At 51.3% G+C, this 17,064-nt stretch carries 14 protein-coding genes; 11 read left to right on the forward strand and 3 right to left on the reverse strand.

Annotation, left to right across the window (positions count from 1 at the left end):
- The 4 genes from NOX35_RS28800 to NOX35_RS13195 all read left to right on the forward strand — a co-directional run bounded on the left by NOX35_RS28800 (position 1) and on the right by NOX35_RS13195 (position 2,091).
- On the forward strand, positions 1-273 hold the full coding sequence (locus NOX35_RS28800) for a zinc ribbon domain-containing protein (protein ID WP_080571249.1): 273 nt from the start codon (positions 1-3) through the stop codon (positions 271-273).
- Positions 274-454: 181 nt separating this feature from the next.
- Positions 455-838 (forward strand): flagellar basal body rod protein FlgB, encoded by a 384-nt coding sequence (gene flgB / locus NOX35_RS13185; protein ID WP_019042325.1) that lies wholly within the window; start codon positions 455-457, stop codon positions 836-838.
- 148 nt (positions 839-986) lie between these two features.
- The gene (locus NOX35_RS13190; RefSeq protein ID WP_034356759.1) at positions 987-1,721 is read left to right on the forward strand and encodes a phosphatase PAP2 family protein; all 735 of its coding nucleotides are present in this window, start codon (positions 987-989) and stop codon (positions 1,719-1,721) included.
- Positions 1,690-2,091 (forward strand): diacylglycerol kinase, encoded by a 402-nt coding sequence (locus NOX35_RS13195; RefSeq protein ID WP_019042324.1) that lies wholly within the window; start codon positions 1,690-1,692, stop codon positions 2,089-2,091. Before NOX35_RS13190 ends, NOX35_RS13195 begins: the two co-directional genes overlap by 32 nt.
- Positions 2,092-3,446: 1,355 nt before the next feature.
- On the opposite strand, the gene NOX35_RS13205 is transcribed toward NOX35_RS13195, so the two are convergent.
- Together NOX35_RS13205 and NOX35_RS13210 are read right to left on the reverse strand one after the other, a co-directional pair.
- Complete coding sequence (locus tag NOX35_RS13205; protein ID WP_019042322.1) at positions 3,447-4,841, reverse strand: heavy metal sensor histidine kinase; 1,395 nt, start codon at positions 4,839-4,841, stop codon at positions 3,447-3,449.
- Positions 4,838-5,530 carry a heavy metal response regulator transcription factor gene (locus NOX35_RS13210; protein ID WP_019042321.1) on the reverse strand — a complete coding sequence of 231 codons (693 nt, stop codon included), beginning with the start codon at positions 5,528-5,530 and terminating at the stop codon, positions 4,838-4,840. Before NOX35_RS13210 ends, NOX35_RS13205 begins: the two co-directional genes overlap by 4 nt.
- Before the next feature lie 175 nt (positions 5,531-5,705).
- Here NOX35_RS13210 and NOX35_RS13215 point away from each other — a divergent pair, with 175 nt between their 5' ends.
- From NOX35_RS13215 to NOX35_RS13235, 5 genes are all read left to right on the forward strand, one after another.
- The gene (locus NOX35_RS13215) at positions 5,706-6,983 is read left to right on the forward strand and encodes a TolC family protein (protein ID WP_034356756.1); all 1,278 of its coding nucleotides are present in this window, start codon (positions 5,706-5,708) and stop codon (positions 6,981-6,983) included.
- A 22-nt stretch (positions 6,984-7,005) separates the two neighbouring features.
- On the forward strand, positions 7,006-8,355 hold the full coding sequence (locus tag NOX35_RS13220; RefSeq protein ID WP_029158349.1) for an efflux RND transporter periplasmic adaptor subunit: 1,350 nt from the start codon (positions 7,006-7,008) through the stop codon (positions 8,353-8,355).
- Between the two features lie 13 nt (positions 8,356-8,368).
- Positions 8,369-11,542, forward strand: a complete 3,174-nt coding sequence (locus NOX35_RS13225; protein WP_019042317.1) for an efflux RND transporter permease subunit — start codon at positions 8,369-8,371, stop codon at positions 11,540-11,542.
- Between the two features lie 200 nt (positions 11,543-11,742).
- Positions 11,743-12,087 carry a DUF4148 domain-containing protein gene (locus NOX35_RS13230; protein WP_019042316.1) on the forward strand — a complete coding sequence of 115 codons (345 nt, stop codon included), beginning with the start codon at positions 11,743-11,745 and terminating at the stop codon, positions 12,085-12,087.
- 252 nt (positions 12,088-12,339) lie between these two features.
- A complete protein-coding gene (locus NOX35_RS13235; RefSeq protein WP_242607054.1) occupies positions 12,340-13,920 on the forward strand; it encodes a phosphoethanolamine transferase in 1,581 nt (526 codons plus the stop codon).
- Positions 13,921-14,543: 623 nt separating this feature from the next.
- On the opposite strand, the gene NOX35_RS13240 is transcribed toward NOX35_RS13235, so the two are convergent.
- Complete coding sequence (locus NOX35_RS13240; protein WP_231879659.1) at positions 14,544-15,512, reverse strand: tyrosine-type recombinase/integrase; 969 nt, start codon at positions 15,510-15,512, stop codon at positions 14,544-14,546.
- Positions 15,513-15,727: 215 nt separating this feature from the next.
- Here NOX35_RS13240 and NOX35_RS13245 point away from each other — a divergent pair, with 215 nt between their 5' ends.
- The gene (locus NOX35_RS13245; protein ID WP_019042139.1) at positions 15,728-16,489 is read left to right on the forward strand and encodes a DsbC family protein; all 762 of its coding nucleotides are present in this window, start codon (positions 15,728-15,730) and stop codon (positions 16,487-16,489) included.
- Entirely contained in the window at positions 16,486-17,052 is a 567-nt protein-coding gene (locus NOX35_RS13250) for a hypothetical protein (RefSeq protein ID WP_256493542.1), read from the forward strand. The genes NOX35_RS13245 and NOX35_RS13250 overlap by 4 nt, the downstream gene beginning before the upstream one ends.
- Positions 17,053-17,064: the final 12 nt, after the last annotated feature.

Raw genomic sequence — 17,064 nt, forward strand, 5'->3', positions numbered from 1 at the left:
ATGAGCTTTTTTGAACGCCTACTCGGAGGCCATCACCGATCTGGTGGCGATCAGCATGGGAATGGTCATCATCAAAAACGGACACCCGCCTCCTACAACGATCCAAGAGTGTCCGGTGGGATCATTTGTCCTAACTGCCGAACTCAAAGCTCTCCCCAAGCACGGTTCTGTCAACAGTGCGGAAGCGGCCTAGCCCCCCAGGCCTGCAATGCATGCGGCGTCCAGATGGCGCTTGGATCGCGTTTTTGCGCAAACTGCGGAAAGTCTGCTTAGAACTTTGGAGAACAGCTGATCGGTGGGTTGATCTCTGTTCTCCTGAAGGTTCAGATTACAGAAAGGTGTCAAAAATGTAATCTTCAGACCATGTAAATGGCTGAATAGTGTCAAAAATGTAATCTTGCGGGGAAGGCAATTTAGCTACCATTGAGGCTTCGAAATTTACTAGAAAAATCCTATGGATTCTCTTAGATTCGAGGATGCCGCTCTATATCTTAGAGTTAAGAGGATGGAAGTATTAGCAAGCAATATTGCGAATGCTGACACTCCTGGATATCAGGCGAAAGATATAGACTTCAAGGCTGCGCTTGAAGAGACGCAAAGGCAAATGCTGACAGTGCAGTCTACGAATAAGTCTCACCTCGGTAACATAGCTCCAACATCAATTGATCCTCAGATTGCATTTCGCCCTGTTTCTCAGAATGCCATGGATAGAAATACGGTTGATCTCGATCAAGAGAGAGCTTCATTTACAGCTAATGCCATCCGTACGCAATTCGCTATGAGTCAAGCTGTCGATGAATATGTAGAGATGGGGCAAATGCTATCGAAATTAGTATAATTTTATTAAGTTGGTCATTCACAGAGCGCATTTACTTGCGCTCTTTTTTTAATTCAAGTAGTAGTGAAAATAAAATTCGCGACAAGATTATTTTCAAAAATTTCATTGTTGGAAATAATGAATATGTTCAAAAGCGATAAGATGGAAGATGTCAAATAATATAAATAAAAAATTCTTTGTAAATCATTTGCTGATTCCGATTACTTTCCTGGCGCTAACTTTTTATTATTTCATGTATCTAGGAGGAGATAGTCTCGTTGCCGCGAAGATATACGCACTCCAGGGTTATGAATGGTCATTGAATGATCATTGGGTTACAAACAAATTGCTTCATAAGGGTGGAAAGCATCTGAGCACCCTAGCAATCGTTGTGATCATTGCACTATATATATTTGTACTTGCCTCCAAATCTGAGCAGCGAAAAAAATGGCGGTCTCCGCTGCTTTACCTGATTTTATCTTGTTTGGTCAGTGTAATTTTGGTGAGCCTTCTTAAGGCATTAACAAATATGGATTGTCCATGGAATTTAAATCAATTTGGTGGCGATCGCCCTTTTATTGGTCTTTTCGAGCACAGGCCTCAAGAAATGGGGAGCGGAAAATGCTTTCCGGCTGGTCATGCGAGCGCTGGCTATGCCTGGGTTAGTTTATATTTCTTCTTTAAGATGATCATCCCTAAGTATCGATGGTTAGGATTGCTGTGCGGCATTATGGTTGGGTTGACATTTGGTATCTCTCAACAATTGAGAGGAGCCCATTTCATTTCTCATGACATTGCCACGATTTTCATTTGTTGGTTGATTGCCACACTTTTGTTTATATTCTTTAGCATCAAGAAATATACTGTTAAAAATGGAAAACAACTCGAAAGCCAACATCTTTAATAATATTCAAAAGAATAGAAAAGGATTTTCTAGAGTCTGGCATGCATCAAAGTACTCATGGTCGGGTATAAAGGATGCGTGGTTAGAGCCTGCATTCCGCCTTGAGGTGATATTGTTTATGATTTCGCTTCCATTGGCTCAATTGATTGGGCGATCCATGATGGAGAAATTGCTTCTGATCTCTTGTATTTGGTTTTTGATGATCGTTGAAGTAATTAATTCTGCGATAGAGTCTGCAATAGATAGAGTAGGATTCCAATATCACGAGCTTTCCAGGAAAGCCAAAGACTTGGGGAGTGCTTCTGTATTAATGACAATTATTTTTTGCCTGGTAGTTTGGGGTTCTTTGATTTATAAAAATACTATTTAATTTTCGCCGTAGGTGCTGGAACGCTTCACCGTGATGCGCATCATGCATCGCATAAAACGAGTCTTCACGCTTACAGCGGAGGGAGCGAGCTCCAGCTCTTGGTCTGCATCCTGCATGTTAGCTCTAGCCTCGCGAAGATTTCTCGGACTACTGCGCGCGACGACGCCTGGATTTTTTAGCCTACGAACCTTGTTGTGCGGAGTGGAAAGACTGATGAAGGTGAATCCTGCATCGACAGTAGAGCGTTAACTCGATCCTAAGTCACTGCAACTACAACTCCTGACCAGCCTGTGGGGCACAGGCTCTCCCGCAAGTCCCTCTCCCTCCCAAGCTCGCCAGACCAGGATCTCTCTGTCGTAGCAGTCCTTTGCGAAGGAGGCTGTGACTGCCCCCCGAATCGCACTTGATCTCAAAGCCGTCAGAGCACCTGCGCATGTTGCTCATCGGCACACTGACGTGACCAGCGTGAATGCGGCTCGAATGCCGCCGCTTGGGCTCTTTGGCCAACACCAGTCGATGCTGCGCCATGGCCCAGTGGATGCGCGCTTTTGGTTCGGCGCCTGTTGCCCTTGCGATCGCCTCTCTCGATCGAGCAGCGCACCGCCGCGGCGATAGCCTCGGCAATGTGGCGCCGCAGGTCGGCCAGCAAGAGCTCATCCGGGGTTGGAGTTCGGCTTCTGCGGCTGTCCTGCCAGTGGCCAGAGCGGTGATGCCGCACATGCAGAATCGAGCGCGACACGCCCTGCACCGAGCAGACCGACGTCATTGGTCGTTCACAGGCAACAAGGGCGAGCGCGCAATCCACTTTTTTCTGCGGCGAGCTCCACGGCTTCCTTGAGGATCTCGTTCTCCTAGGTCCCCCTACACACGTTGCAGCTTGGCGATGTCGGCGCGAGCTGCCGGTAGCTTCGAAGCCGCCACAACCACTTCGCCGGCACTCACGGCCACCAGCGAGCCTTCGCGATCCAGCCGCCGCCAACTGAATAGAAAGCTCGCCGACGCGCCCTCCTAGCGGGGCAGAAGCGAGGCGCTCATGCTCGGCTCATACGTTTTGCGAACAAAGGCAGCCTTCTCGGCAGCGGACCAACGCTGGTCCCGGGGAATCTCCTCAATCGTCTCTGTATGCCTAGTCATACGCACAGTCCTATGCCTACTCGAAGATAAGCGATGGACTCATTCCGGAGATTCAGGAGGCTATCGAAACCTATTTATACCTTCAGCCACCGAGAGCCCCTTCTCCGTGACTTGCATGACCGCCTCCCTCTTAAATTCCGGCGTAAACCGCTGTGCACTCATGGAATGCCTCCTATGCTCAAAAGGGCTGACCAGGTATGTCTACCTGCCTAGGGGCACTCTCATGAAGGAGATTTAAAGGTATCGGGCGATGCAATAGGTGATTCAGGTAAGGAAATCCCAATTTTGGTGATCCCGCTTGAAGAGATTGCAAAAGTGGTACCGCCGTGCATCCGTGCGATAGCTGCAACGATGGCCAATCCCAAGCCGTGATTGAGATTTGCATGTGCGCGGGACGCATCAGCACGATAGAACCGATCAAACAGGCGTGGCAGATGGATGGGATCGATCTCCGCTCCTCGGTTGATCACCGCAATGCTAACGTTGTCACGTTTGCCATCTGGTGTCTCCACTACGCTTTGGGAGATCTCGATAGTGATCGTTGATCCGGGTTCTGCATAGCGTGAAGCGTTGCCTAAAAGATTGGATAGTGCACGGCGAACCAAACGCGCATCCACAGCAACACTTGCATCTCCATCGATTAGAACTTGAAGGTGCGCTTCTTGAAGTACTGCCTCATGGAACTCGGCCACTTCTGAGGCAAGCTCTGCAAGACTCACTTTGGCGGATCGCCGCGCTTCAGTACCGCGGTCTGCGTGTGACAGAAACAGCATGTCTGCCACGATTCCAGCCATGCGCTGTAGATCCTCTAGGTTGGAGGCCAAGATGTCCTGTAGTTCAACAGCACTACGCGGTTTACGAAGCGCCAACTCGCAACTACTGATCAAGGTGGTCAACGGTGTGTTTAGTTCGTGTGCCACGTCAGCATTGAACGCCTCCATTTGTTGATAGGCGATGGCCAGTCGGTCAAGCAATGCATTGAACTGTGCGATCAATGGTCTTAATTCTTGAGGTTGATGGCTATCATCTAAACGGCGATGCAAGTCTTGCGCAGAAAGGCTTCGCGTTTGATCCACCAGTAGGCGTAAAGGCTTGAGTCCTATGCGAACAAGCCATGTGCTCGCAAATGAGACCAGCAATGCACCCGCCACGGCGGCAATGCCCAGGGTCCAGGCCAGACGATTAAGCAGTCGGTCATCTGGTCTACGGTCTAGCAACAGGACCGCTTGCATTGGCTGCAGGCCGTCGTTAACTGTCGGAACTTCCACTGAAAATTTGCGAACTGCAACCCGGTCGTCATCTTCAGGTTGGCGCAAAAGTTCAAATGCGCTTTTACCGGAGGTTGGCACCAGGCGTAAAGACAGTTCGTCATGCCCCGTGACGAAGTCGTTAAGCATGTGGTTCAAGGCCTCTGGGGAGTGAACCCCTCGGCTCTCGCTTAACAGGTGCTCGATTGCTGTTTTCTTGTGATCTAAGGTGTCTTGCTGACGTTCCGACAGCGTGACGGAGATCACAAAATAGACAGCAATGCATACAAAACCGAGGCCGACAATGGTTTGCAGTGCTAAGGCGCGGGCTAAACGTCGAGCTAAATGTGGTGCAGCGGTCTTGCTCATGTTGTGCGAGATTCGAGCACATAGCCCATGCCACGGACGGTGTGGAGGAGATGATGCTCAAAAGGCTGATCAAGCTTTAGTCGCAGCCGCCGGACAGCGACCTCTACCACGTTGGTTTCACTGTCGAAATTCATATCCCAAACCTGAGATGCCAACTCTGTTCTTGATAGAACCTCCCCTTGACGGCGCAATAGAAGGCTTAGCAAATTGAACTCTTTGGCCGTAAGCTCGATTCTTTGGCCCGCCCGTGTAGCCCTACGACGAATCAGGTCTAACTCTAGGTCAGACAAGCGCAGAGTTGTCGCTTCCGGGGCGGCTTGGGCCACACTGGGGCCACTGCGCCGCAATAGCACATGCAGGCGTGCGACCAGTTCAGAAAACGCAAATGGCTTCACGAGATAGTCATCGGCGCCACACTGCAGTCCCTTGACACGATCCTCCACTTGGCCACGAGCAGTCAACATCAGTACAGGTGTTTGCTTCGTTTGCCTCAGCGCAGCTAGCACGGCTAGGCCATCGATGCCCGGAAGCATGCCGTCAAGCACGATCAGGTCGTAGTCCATTTCACTGGCCAGGTGCAGACCGTCAATACCGTTATGGGCTACATCCACAGTGAAGCCCTCCTCCGCCAGACCCTTGTTTAGGTAATCGGCGAGCTTGATCTCATCTTCTACAACCAGGATTTTCATGCTGACTATTCTGAGATAGGTGCACGCATTTTGAAAATGACAAATTTGTCATCCGGCTGTCAGGATGGTGAGGGGAGCACTTTATTAGAGTGGCAGCGCCCACCCGCTTTCTATTCCTCACTTGGGCAAAGTAACGCCCGGCAGACTTTCGATTGCACGGGTAGGAGTTTTAACAATGATTTCTTCGTCGTCTCATCGCGCTGGCCGAGCAGCTTGTGCGTTGCGTCATGCGTTGTTGTTCACCAGTTTGGCTTTAACTGGCGTGGCAGGCATAGCGCAGGACAATCCTGCCAATAAGGCGTCTCTGGCACCGCTGACTCTTGACACGGCAGTCGCACGCGCTATCGACCAACACCCCCGTTTACGAGCTGCCCAGCGCGGTCTTGAGGCCAGCGATGGAGCTGTTCTGCAAAGTAAGGCGAGGCCTAACCCAGCGCTATCGTATTCACAAGAAGATACCAGCAGGGATAAGCGCACCTCTACAGTGCAATGGACCCAAATGCTGGAAATCGGCGGCAAGCGCGATGCTCGCATGCGTGCTGCAGCACGTGGCCGAGATGTGGCTGAAGCGGAACTGGATGCCGCCAAAGCTAACCTTGTCGCAGATGTCCGACTCGCATTCTTCGGGTTGTTAGTGGCACAGCAGCGTGAGGTCCTCGCAGGACAGACTCTTGACATCGCACGAAGCGCGCGTGAGGCCGCATCAAAGCGTGTAGCAGCGGGCAAGGCAGCGCCCCTAGAGGCCAACCGGGCCAGCGTAGCTGAGTCCAGTGCTGAACTGGAGCAAGCTCAAGCTCAGGCCGCAAAACGAGTGGCTCGTCAACAATTACAGGCCCTTATCGGAGAAGGAGGCCCTGTATTTGGTGATGCGCAAGGCAAACTTGACGCGTTACCTCCTGTTCCGGAAATTGGGTCTCTTCAAAGCCGCTTGGAACAGTCGCCTTCCATTCAGCAAGCTCGCTTCACTGTTGAACAGAGCCGGGCGACCGCAGATCTGGAGCGCGCAAAGCGAATTCCTGACCCAACGGTGAGTCTAGGTATGAAGCGCGCTCAAGAGACCGGCAATCAACTCGTAGTCGGCGTCTCCATTCCCTTGCCTGTGCTCGATACCAATCGAGGAAATCAGTTGCAAGCCCTCCGCCTGGCTGACCAAGCTGAAGAGCGCTTGCTAGCTACCCGGTTGGAACTTCAGTCTCAACTTTATGCGGCGCGAGAGACGCTAGAGGCAAGTCGTAAACAAGCTATCCAACTGTCTGAACGCGTGCTGCCGACTGCACAAGTCGCCTATGAGGCGGCAAGCAAAGGCTTTGCGCTAGGGAAATTCGGCTATCTGGACGTACTTGACGCGCAACGCTCTTTGTTTGATGTACGTAGTCAATACCTGGACCAGTTAATGGCCACACATCGTGCTTCGGCCGATATCGAACGCTTGTTGGGCACAACAGACGAGTAAGTTTTTTGCACAGATCATCAACATGAACGATACAAAATCATCTCCATTTGGGACTCGGCGCACTCAGATTGCAATTGCTGCAATCCTAGTAGTTGGCGCTCTTTCTGCTGCACTAATTCTTCGCAGTGGTCCGGACAGCAGCAGTGCTAAAGGTGCCGGAGGTCAGGGGCACTCAGAAGCCGCTAGCCACGCAGACACAGAACATCACGGCGAGAAGCAAAGCGGTGATCACAAAGATGAAAAAGGGCACGCAGATGGTGAGCACCATGATGAAAAAGAGCAAAACGACGGAGCCAAGTCTGCAGAGAAGAAAAGCGCCGAAGGTGCTCATGATGACGATGAAGGTCTTATCCAAATGGATTCGCAGCGTATGCAGGCTGCAGGCATTCGAACCGCAGAGGTCGGCTCTGCAACTGTTCGCTCAGTACTGCAACTTCCGGGGGAAATACGCTTCAACGAAGACAAAACGGCTCACGTTGTCCCTCGAGTCCCTGGCGTCGTCGACTCGGTACCCGCCAATCTCGGCCAGGTTGTAAAGAAGGGGCAGTTGCTGGCTGTGTTGAGCAGTGCGGCTGTTTCTGAGCAACGAAGTGAACTTCAAGCCGCTAGCCAACGCTTAGCACTGGCGCGTACAAGCTATGCCAGAGAGCAAAAGCTGTGGGAGGAGAAGGTATCGGCTGAACAGGATTACTTGCAGGCTCGGCAGACACTGCGCGAGGCAGAAATTGCCGTTTCAAATGCTCAACAAAAATTGGCGGCTAACGGCGCCGGAGGCGGAGGCGGTGCACTAAACCGATTTGAACTAAGGGCTCCTTTTGACGGAGTGATCGTCGAGAAGCATCTCGCCGTCGGTGAAGCTGTTCAGGACACTACCCAAGTTTTCACAATCTCAGACTTGCGTTCCGTTTGGGCTGAAATGAGGGTTGCAGCATCTGACTTGCCCGCCGTGAAGGTTGGGGAAAAAGCAACTGTCAAGGCGACAGCATTCTCGTCGTCTGCGACTGGGGTGGTTGCTTACGTGGGTGCTCTGATTGGTCAGGAAACACGTACTGCTCCTGCTCGAATCACTCTAGAGAATCCTGAAGGCGCGTGGCGCCCAGGTCTATTCGTCAATGTGGAGTTGACTGCCTCTTCGCAACAAGTGCCAGTAGCGGTAGCTTCCAGTGCTATCCAGCGTCTGGACGGCCAAAACAGTGTTGTGTTTGTGCCCGTCAAGGGGGGCTTCCGAGCTCAGCCCGTGCGCGTTGGTCGCTCGGACCCCCAGACAACAGAAATTCTTGAAGGGCTGAAGTCCGGCCAGTCCTATGTGACTGAAGGCAGCTTCATGCTTAAGGCCGAACTGGGCAAGGCTACAGCCGAGCACGCACACTAAGCAAGGGCTGCAAATGTTCGAACGAATTATCCGATTTGCCATTGAGCAGCGCTGGCTGGTCATGGTTGCCGTTCTGGCCCTAGCGGCTATTGGCGTATACAACTATCAACGCCTCGCTATTGATGCTGTACCTGACATTACCAATGTTCAGGTACAGATCAATACGCAGGCCAGCGGCTACTCGCCGCTTGAGACCGAGCAGCGAGTCACTTACCCAATTGAAACGGTGATGGCCGGCTTGCCCAATCTGGAACAGACTCGCTCGCTGTCGCGCTACGGCCTGTCGCAAGTGACAGTAGTGTTTAAAGATGGCACTGACATCTACTTTGCTCGCCAGTTAGTCAACGAACGTATCCAACAGGCCCGTGATAATCTTCCCGCTGGTGTCACTCCCACGCTGGGACCTATCTCTACAGGTTTGGGTGAGATCTATCTTTGGACCGTTGAGGCCGAGGATGGTGCAAAGAAGGCAGATGGAACGCCTTACACACCTATGGATCTGCGCGAGATACAGGACTGGGTGATCAAACCGCAACTGCGTAATGTGCCAGGTGTCACTGAAATCAACTCTATTGGCGGCTTCGCGAAAGAGTATCTGGTTTCGCCTCGCCCAGAACAGCTGGCGTCCTATGGTTTCACTCTTGCTGACCTGGTTGCTGCGTTGGAACGCAACAATACCAATGTGGGAGCTGGATACATTGAGCGTCAAGGTGAACAGTATTTGATCCGTGCCCCAGGTCAAGTCTCTGGCATTGCTGACATTCGAGAAGTGATCGTGGGTTCGGCTCAAGGCCAGCCCATACGTATTCGTGATTTGGCAGAGGTTGGCTTGGGTCGTGAGCTTCGCACTGGAGCTGCCACGGATAACGGCCGAGAGGTCGTGCTTGGCACGGTCTTCATGCTGATCGGGGAGAACAGCCGTGTGGTCTCGCAGGCTGTGGCTGCACGCATGGAGCAGATTAACCGCAGTCTTCCTGAAGGCGTGAAAGCGATCACGGTCTACGATCGCACAAACCTCGTCGATAAAGCTATCGCAACGGTCAAGAAGAATTTGGTGGAAGGTGCGGCTTTAGTTGTTGTCATCCTCTTCCTTTTCCTAGGCAACCTCCGCGCGGCCCTGATTACAGCGCTGATCATTCCATTGTCCATGCTGTTCACCTTTACTGGCATGGTGCAATACAAAGTCAGTGCCAACTTGATGAGTCTGGGCGCTCTTGACTTCGGCATCATCATTGATGGCGCGGTGGTCATTGTGGAGAACTGCGTGCGTCGTCTTGCCCACGCGCAAGAAGCACGCGGACGCTCTTTGACGCGCAGTGAACGCTTCCACGAAGTATTTGCTGCAGCCAAGGAAGCGCGTCGGCCATTGTTGTTTGGACAATTGATCATCATGGTGGTCTATTTGCCAATCTTTGCGCTCACAGGTGTAGAGGGCAAGATGTTCCATCCCATGGCGCTGACTGTGGTGATCGCGCTTGCTGGCGCAATGCTGCTGTCCATTACCTTCATTCCTGCGGCGATTGCTCTTTTCATGGGCAACAAGGTTGCGGAGAAGGAAAATCGCCTCATGGTTTGGGCGCGTCGCGTTTATGCACCAGCCCTTCATCGCGTCATGAGAGCTCCTGCAGTTGTTCTGACTGCCGCTGGTGTGGCGGTGGTGTTAAGCCTGCTGCTGGCAACGCGTCTTGGTAGTGAATTTGCACCAAACCTCAACGAGGGCGACTTCGCCATTCAGGCTCTGCGGATTCCAGGAACCAGCCTGACCCAGTCCCTTGAGATGCAAATGCAGATCGAGAAAACCTTGAAGAAAGAGTTTCCTGAGATCGACAGGGTATTTGCTCGTACAGGTACCGCGGAGATTGCCTCTGACCCGATGCCACCGAACATCTCGGACGGCTACATCATGCTTAAGCCGCAGTCCGAATGGCCGGATCCGGCACGTACACGAGACGATTTGTTGGCAGCAATTCAGGCAGCCGCAGATCGAGTTCCAGGCAACAATTTCGAGTTCTCTCAACCTATTCAACTGCGCTTCAATGAGTTGATATCGGGTGTGCGTAGTGATGTCGCTGTAAAGATTTTTGGCGACGACATGACTGTGCTGGAGAAGAACGCACAAGCCGTCGCAGGCATGTTGCAGCAAATTTCTGGAGCCTCTGAAGTCAAGGTCGAACAGACCACAGGCTTGCCAATGCTCACCGTGAAAATCGACCGTGAGAAGGCCTCGCGCTATGGTTTGAACATGGGTGACGTGCAAGACACCATCAGTACGGCACTGGGCGGTCGTGAAGCCGGCACAGTTTTTGAAGGAGACAAGCGGTTCGACATTCAGGTTCGTTTGCCGGACGAAGTGCGCAATGACATGGAAGCGATAGGACGCCTACCTATCGCGCTTCCACGCGGTACGGATGGCCGACTTGGTTTTGTTCCGCTTTCGGCCGTGGCTAGTTTTGATATCGCACCAGGCCCTAACCAGGTGAGCCGAGAGGATGGTAAGCGCCGCATCGTGGTGAGTGCCAACGTGCGCGGACGTGATATTGGATCTTTCGTCACAGAAGCACAACAACGCCTCGAATCGCTGCAACTGCCTGCCGGCTACTGGACCCGATGGGGCGGAACCTTCGAGAACCTCGAGTCGGCTAGAAAACGCTTGACGATTGTTGTGCCGGCAGCATTGCTGATGGTCTTTGTCTTGCTGTTTGCAATGTTCGGCAATGTTCGTGATGGTCTCATCGTGTTCACGGGCATTCCGTTTGCGCTGACAGGTGGCATCTTGGCGCTCTGGATGCGCGGTATTCCTTTATCCATTTCGGCTGCGATCGGGTTTATCGCACTGTCAGGCGTGGCTGTGCTCAATGGCTTGGTGATGATTGCCTACATCCGATCGCTGCGCGAAGAAGGCAAACGCCTGTATGAAGCAGTCACTGAAGGCGCTTTGACCCGACTGCGGCCTGTTCTGATGACCGCGTTGGTTGCATCGCTAGGCTTTGTTCCGATGGCCATCGCCACGGGCACAGGCGCAGAAGTTCAGCGCCCCTTGGCCACAGTGGTGATCGGCGGGATCTTGTCGTCGACTTTGCTGACCCTTCTCGTGTTGCCATTGCTCTATAGCTTGATACACCGCAAGGATCTCTCCGAGACGGAGGATGAGCAGGTGTTAGCTTCTACTGAGGAAAAGCCAGCCTGATACAAGTAGTTCTACTCGCCTCGTAAAAGCCATGGCCTCTAAGGCCATGGCTTTTTTCTTGTAACAATACTTAATATGACAACATTGTCACATTCCTGTTGGCAATCTGTCGGTGGGTATTTTCTACACTTGACCCATCTTCTCTGAATAGACCACTTTCTTAGATGGAGAAGAAAATCAATTCACTTAAGGAGTATTAAATGGCTCACCGTAAAATTTTTGCATCTCTCACCGCCGCAGCCGCAATGGCAACCGTTCTGGCAATGCCTGGCGTCGCAGTCGCAGATACGTACTGGCACCCCACAAATAACGAGGCCGGTGTAAAAGCATACCCTGGACACTTCAAGAGCTCTCAAACCCGTGACCAAGTCCGTGCAGAAGCAGCGAATGCAGTGCGCGATGGTGGGGATACTCGGATGCGCGCAGGAAATTACCCTGCGGTTAAGAGCACAGGCCCCGAGAAGACTCGTCAACAAGTTATTGATGAGCTGACAAAAGAAACCCCTTCGCAGCGAGATGCTCGTAACCAAGCTATGGCTGGGTAATCAGTAATATTTTCTTGGCGTGGATTCGTGGTGACACGATCCACGCTTTTTTTTTGCTCAAAAAATGACAAAAATGTAATCTAAATGTCATCGTTTAGATCAGATTTTATCTCTACTATTGTGGGTTTTTGTAAATTCAAAAATAGTTTCATTGAGAAGCTGAATAGTTCTTGATTAAATTCTTTCCGTAAAATGAAGACTTTCAATAAAATAAGTGAATTCCTGCTATCTAGTGGCATGCAATCAACACGCATGATCATTGGAGTTAGTATATGGATTGCTATTTTTTCTAATTATTATCTTTGGCTGAAAATATCTAAATTAGGTGAAGAATCGGATATAAGTCTAATAATATCCTTTGTTTTTATATTAATTGGTTTGAATATTCTTTCGATTTCTGTTTTGGGATGGGGGAGGCTTTTAAGGCCAATTGCCAGCATCTTTGTCGTAAGTGCGGCTTCAGTTGCCTATTTCATGCAAGCATACGGGATTGTTATTGATTCCAATATGATAACTAATGTGCTGCAAACAGACTTCAAAGAAGCCTCTGATTTGATTAATTTGCAGATGATTTTTGTGATTTTGCTGCTGTCGCTACCTCCATTGTGGTTTATATGGCGCAGAAATTTCTCAAAATCTACTTTTGGCAAACTGATATTGCAGCGTTTGATGCTTGCTCTCCTGGGGATTTCAATAGCAGTGGTAAGCCTAATCGTTTCTTTTCAGGCGTTCTCCTCAACCATGAGGAACCATAAGGAGATTCGCTATTTGATTAACCCATACAATGGACTATATGCGGTCTTCAAGAAAATTGACGATTCCCAGAAGAGGAAATCAAAAGATTTGGTAAAAATAGGAGAAGGAGCATACATTGAAGGGGCTGTAGACCCTATAGTATTTCTTGTAGTCGGAGAAACCGCTCGTTCAGATCATTTGGGGTTGAATGGCTATTCAAGAGATACCACACCTTTGCTATCAAGTCGAAAAGACATCTTGTCATTTAAAAATGCCTGGGCTTGTGGAACGAGCACCGCAGAGTCACTGCCGTGCATGTTTTCACACTTATCGAGGGAGAAGTTCTTTGATCGACGAGAAAATTACGAAAATTTATTAGATGTTCTAAAAAAGGCAGGTCTGGATGTGCTTTGGGTTGACAATCAATCAGGGTGCAAGGGGGTATGTGCGAGAATACCTGCTGAAAATCAAGAGATAATCAAAGGTGACATCAATTGCAGAGATGATGGTTGCTTTGATGCAGCAGTGTTGAACAATCTCCAAAAGAAAATTGAAAACTTACCAAAGCTTGGTAAAGCTAAAGGAACCGTTGTTTTAGTTCACCAAATGGGCAGCCATGGCCCAGCCTATTACAAGCGTTCTTCACCAGATAGAAAAACCTACTTCCCAGAATGTGAATCTTCAGCTCTGCAAACCTGCAGTCGAGAACAAGTAGTCAATGCATATGACAACAGCATAAGAGAAACTGATTATTTCATTTCGAAAGCAATTGATTGGATTAAGGAGACCTATCCAGATAGGCCAACTGCAATGATGTATGTCTCAGATCATGGCGAGTCTTTGGGAGAAAATAACATATACCTCCATGGTCTTCCTTATAGTTTGGCGCCCGATGCTCAGAAACGCATTCCTTGGATCGTTTGGTTCTCTGAATCATTTAAGCGCGAAAAATTCGAAGATAAGGGATGTGCTGCTCTATTAGACGTTGATGCCAGGATAAGCCATGATAATTATTTCCATTCAGTTCTGGGATTAATGAGCGTAAAGTCTGAAATTTATAATCCTGGTCTTGATATTTTTGAAGAATGCAGGCGATGACGGATTGTTGAATAAATAATTTCTGATTATCTATGTGGCTAGTGCCTAAATTGTTGACACGAATGCCAGCGGCTTAACCACTGCTGACTACCGCAGGTGGAGGTACTAATGCCCAACGCAGTGCATACCAGCGTACCCCTCCGCCCTGAAATAAGGAGCCGATAGTGAGCGTCTCGCCCGACTGAAGCGGTGCCTTCATGCGAGCCAGGCGTTCTTGCGTGGTTAGCTCTGCATGGAGGGCTAGGATCACGATGCATACCTGCTGCGCAGTCAGCCCAGCAAACAGCTGAAGCATCCCGGTCACTTTGATATCGAAGACTGGGATCTCTTGGTCAGACGTGTTCTTGTGTGAGAAAACACGCACTCCCTTTGCGCAAAGATCTAGCTCATGGATTTCCTCGGAAATGGACGAGGAACCGTGTCGTTACTGCGCGCAAACAACACCGGACAAGGAGACATAGCTCCCTGTCCGGGTTGGATTAGGAGTCTTTGCACCGATCTAATGGAGCAATGCAGAATGGCACTAGGCCGGCTGATGCGCAGACAAAGCGGCAGTTACTCTCAAAAGCTCAATCGCGTAGAAAATGCAGCAATGCTACCGATTCAGCCTCAACGGTACAAGATTACCAACGCACATAGCGCTCGAAATTCGCGCTGCGTGGATGATGCTGATCCGCCATGGCCCGGATATCCTCATGCAAGATAGAGACATAGTGCGCAGTCGTCTCTTGATGCTCATGGCCCAGCAGTAGCTGGATAGTGTGCAGAGACGCCTTTCCCTGGTACAGATGCGACGCAAAGGCGTGTCGCAATGCGTGGGGTGTCAACCGAAGGCCGCATTCGCGACCGTACCGGCTGACCATTCTGCGCAACTGGTAGTAGCGATAGTCTGGATAGCGTCCGCTACTAACGAACAGTTTGGATGTGGATCTTTTGCCATGGCCTCCGGCTGCAAGGATCACTTGTCGTGCCGTTTTGTACTGCGCAATCCAATACCTGGCATGTTCTCCAACGACAACCAAGCGCTCTTTGCTCCCCTTCCCCCATATCTGCAAGGGCTTGCCGCTGGCGGGGACCTGATCGAGCGTAATGTTCAGCAGCTCTCCTGCACGTAGCCCGGATCCATAAAGGAGCTCCAAAGCTGCACGATCTCGCATGCCTTTGGCCGTTTTCGTGTCCGGTAGCTCCATCAGCTTAGCGATCGCGTTACTGGATGGTGGGCGACGCGGGCGACGCAAGCCCCCGCGAAGTGGTAGCAGTGCGCGGTGAACGCCAAGGTCCACGATGCCGGACTCTTTCGCCCAGCGGTACAACCGCTGCAGCATCCATTGTTTGAGGCGTAGTGCCGAAACAGATCTGGTGTCTTTCCAGCTAAGTAGGAATACCTGCAGGTCGTCGACCGAAGCATGTTCCCACGAGCGACCGGTCGCTTCCAACAGCCATGCGTTGAAAGCTCGCAACTGGATCTGGAGGACCTGAAGAGTGCTTTCTGCAAGGCCCTCTTGAAAAAATAGATCGGTTAGAAAATCTCCAAAACGGAAATCCCAGCCGGCGGGAACATCCATCGTGCCGGCAACTAGCAAATTATTCATTCATCTACCCGTGTGAATGCCCGCACGAAGAAGCCGCCTCATCGGCGCCTTCTTTGGCTGGCGAGACACACACCTCGACAGTTCAAATATAGATCAATTCGGAATTGATATGTCAAGCGGAAACCGTGATGTATGTAACGCACGGTTTCCGCTGGAGGCAACGCCGACCGCTCCCTAAAGTGCGGTCCATGCAAAAGCAATCACATATCAAAGCAATGCCTCGCATAGTGATAGGCAGGCTTGCCGCAGCCGCGGCTTTGTTCGTTGGCCTGACGGCTGGAGCAATAGCTGCAGACGTATCAGAGAAGGTTGCGGCGCAGATCAAGGCCGGCGTCAACGCAAACACGAACGGAGCGGTGCGTGTAGAGCAAATCAATACAACTCCGCTCACCAACATTTATGAGGTGATTTCCGAAGGGGAGATATTCTATGTGAATGAAACGGGTCGTTACAGTTTTGTGGGCGGCTCGTTGATGGATTTGAAGAGCAAAACAGACCTGACCGCCTTGCAACAAGACAAGAGGATGGTCATTCCATTCAACAAGCTTCCCCTGCAGCACGCGATTAAGGAAGTGCACGGAGATGGAAGCCGTGTGATGGCGCTCTTCGAAGACCCGTTCTGCCCCATCTGCCGAGTCTTCACAAAGTTCGTCGACCAGATCGACAACGTGACGATCTATCGCTTCATCTTCCCTATCACTGATCGGCGAAGCCAATCTCTTGCACGGATGGCCTGGTGCTCACGCGACCGTGCCGGCGTGTGGAAAGCCATCATGGACGGCGCACGGCCGCAATTGCCCGAGTCGTGCAACACCGATGGTTTGGTCGAGATCCTCAAGCTCGGTGAGCGCTATGGCATGAACAACACGCCCACCGTGGTGCTGGCAAGCGGCAAGCGCTTGGTTGGCGCCACACCGCCCGAGCAATTCATGGAGGAGTTGGAGCGTGGCGGTCGTTTGAAGGCGGACCAACGATGATCGCGCCCGCCTCCGTTCGCCCCCTCATTTCTGCCCTATTCCCTGCGCTTGCCATTGCCATGGCGACAAGCTCTCACGCGCAGTCCTGGGAGACCATGCGAGAAGTCGTCTTCGACAGCTCGGTGTTTTCGTCCACGGGTACAGCGGTGGACCGGGAGATCCTCAAGACAGTTTGGGCAACAGAGCTTTCCGCTCCACGACTGGGCAGCGCAGGAAAGCGCATGCCTGCGTTCGCGCTGCTGGGTGACACCGCAACCGCTGAGGGCAAAGTCATCTTCAGCATGTTCGCCGCTGCGGGCAACACACTTTGCCTGGATGCACCAAATGGCGCGGCAGCCATGGACATCTACAGCGTCTGCACCATGCGTGTCATCGCTTGGCCGCCTCGGCCTGGACTGCGCGCCATTGAACTCCCCGGCTACTGCATGTTGTACGCCAATACCGACCGATCACAGAACCGTGTCGAGTACCGCATAGAGCAGACCCAGCCAGCCCTGACTGTTAATTTCCACGCAAAACTGACCCGCCATTTCCATCTCAAACTGACCCACTCCTTGACTTGAGCCGTAAGGCTC

It is taken from the genome of Comamonas sp. C11, assembly GCF_024496285.1.
GTDB lineage: Bacteria > Pseudomonadota > Gammaproteobacteria > Burkholderiales > Burkholderiaceae_C > Comamonas > Comamonas testosteroni_F.

Coding starts and splice junctions, on each gene's coding strand:
- NOX35_RS13230 (WP_019042316.1), top strand. CDS start 11,743: ATGGCTCACCGTAAAATTTTTGCATCTCTCACCGCCGCAGCCGCAATG.
- NOX35_RS13250 (WP_256493542.1), top strand. CDS start 16,486: ATGATCGCGCCCGCCTCCGTTCGCCCCCTCATTTCTGCCCTATTCCCT.
- NOX35_RS28800 (WP_080571249.1), top strand. CDS start 1: ATGAGCTTTTTTGAACGCCTACTCGGAGGCCATCACCGATCTGGTGGC.
- NOX35_RS13215 (WP_034356756.1), top strand. CDS start 5,706: ATGATTTCTTCGTCGTCTCATCGCGCTGGCCGAGCAGCTTGTGCGTTG.
- flgB (WP_019042325.1), top strand. CDS start 455: ATGGATTCTCTTAGATTCGAGGATGCCGCTCTATATCTTAGAGTTAAG.
- NOX35_RS13220 (WP_029158349.1), top strand. CDS start 7,006: ATGAACGATACAAAATCATCTCCATTTGGGACTCGGCGCACTCAGATT.
- NOX35_RS13195 (WP_019042324.1), top strand. CDS start 1,690: ATGGAAAACAACTCGAAAGCCAACATCTTTAATAATATTCAAAAGAAT.
- NOX35_RS13190 (WP_034356759.1), top strand. CDS start 987: ATGTCAAATAATATAAATAAAAAATTCTTTGTAAATCATTTGCTGATT.
- NOX35_RS13225 (WP_019042317.1), top strand. CDS start 8,369: ATGTTCGAACGAATTATCCGATTTGCCATTGAGCAGCGCTGGCTGGTC.
- NOX35_RS13240 (WP_231879659.1), bottom strand. CDS start 15,512: ATGAATAATTTGCTAGTTGCCGGCACGATGGATGTTCCCGCCGGCTGG.
- NOX35_RS13205 (WP_019042322.1), bottom strand. CDS start 4,841: ATGAGCAAGACCGCTGCACCACATTTAGCTCGACGTTTAGCCCGCGCC.
- NOX35_RS13245 (WP_019042139.1), top strand. CDS start 15,728: ATGCCTCGCATAGTGATAGGCAGGCTTGCCGCAGCCGCGGCTTTGTTC.
- NOX35_RS13210 (WP_019042321.1), bottom strand. CDS start 5,530: ATGAAAATCCTGGTTGTAGAAGATGAGATCAAGCTCGCCGATTACCTA.
- NOX35_RS13235 (WP_242607054.1), top strand. CDS start 12,340: ATGATCATTGGAGTTAGTATATGGATTGCTATTTTTTCTAATTATTAT.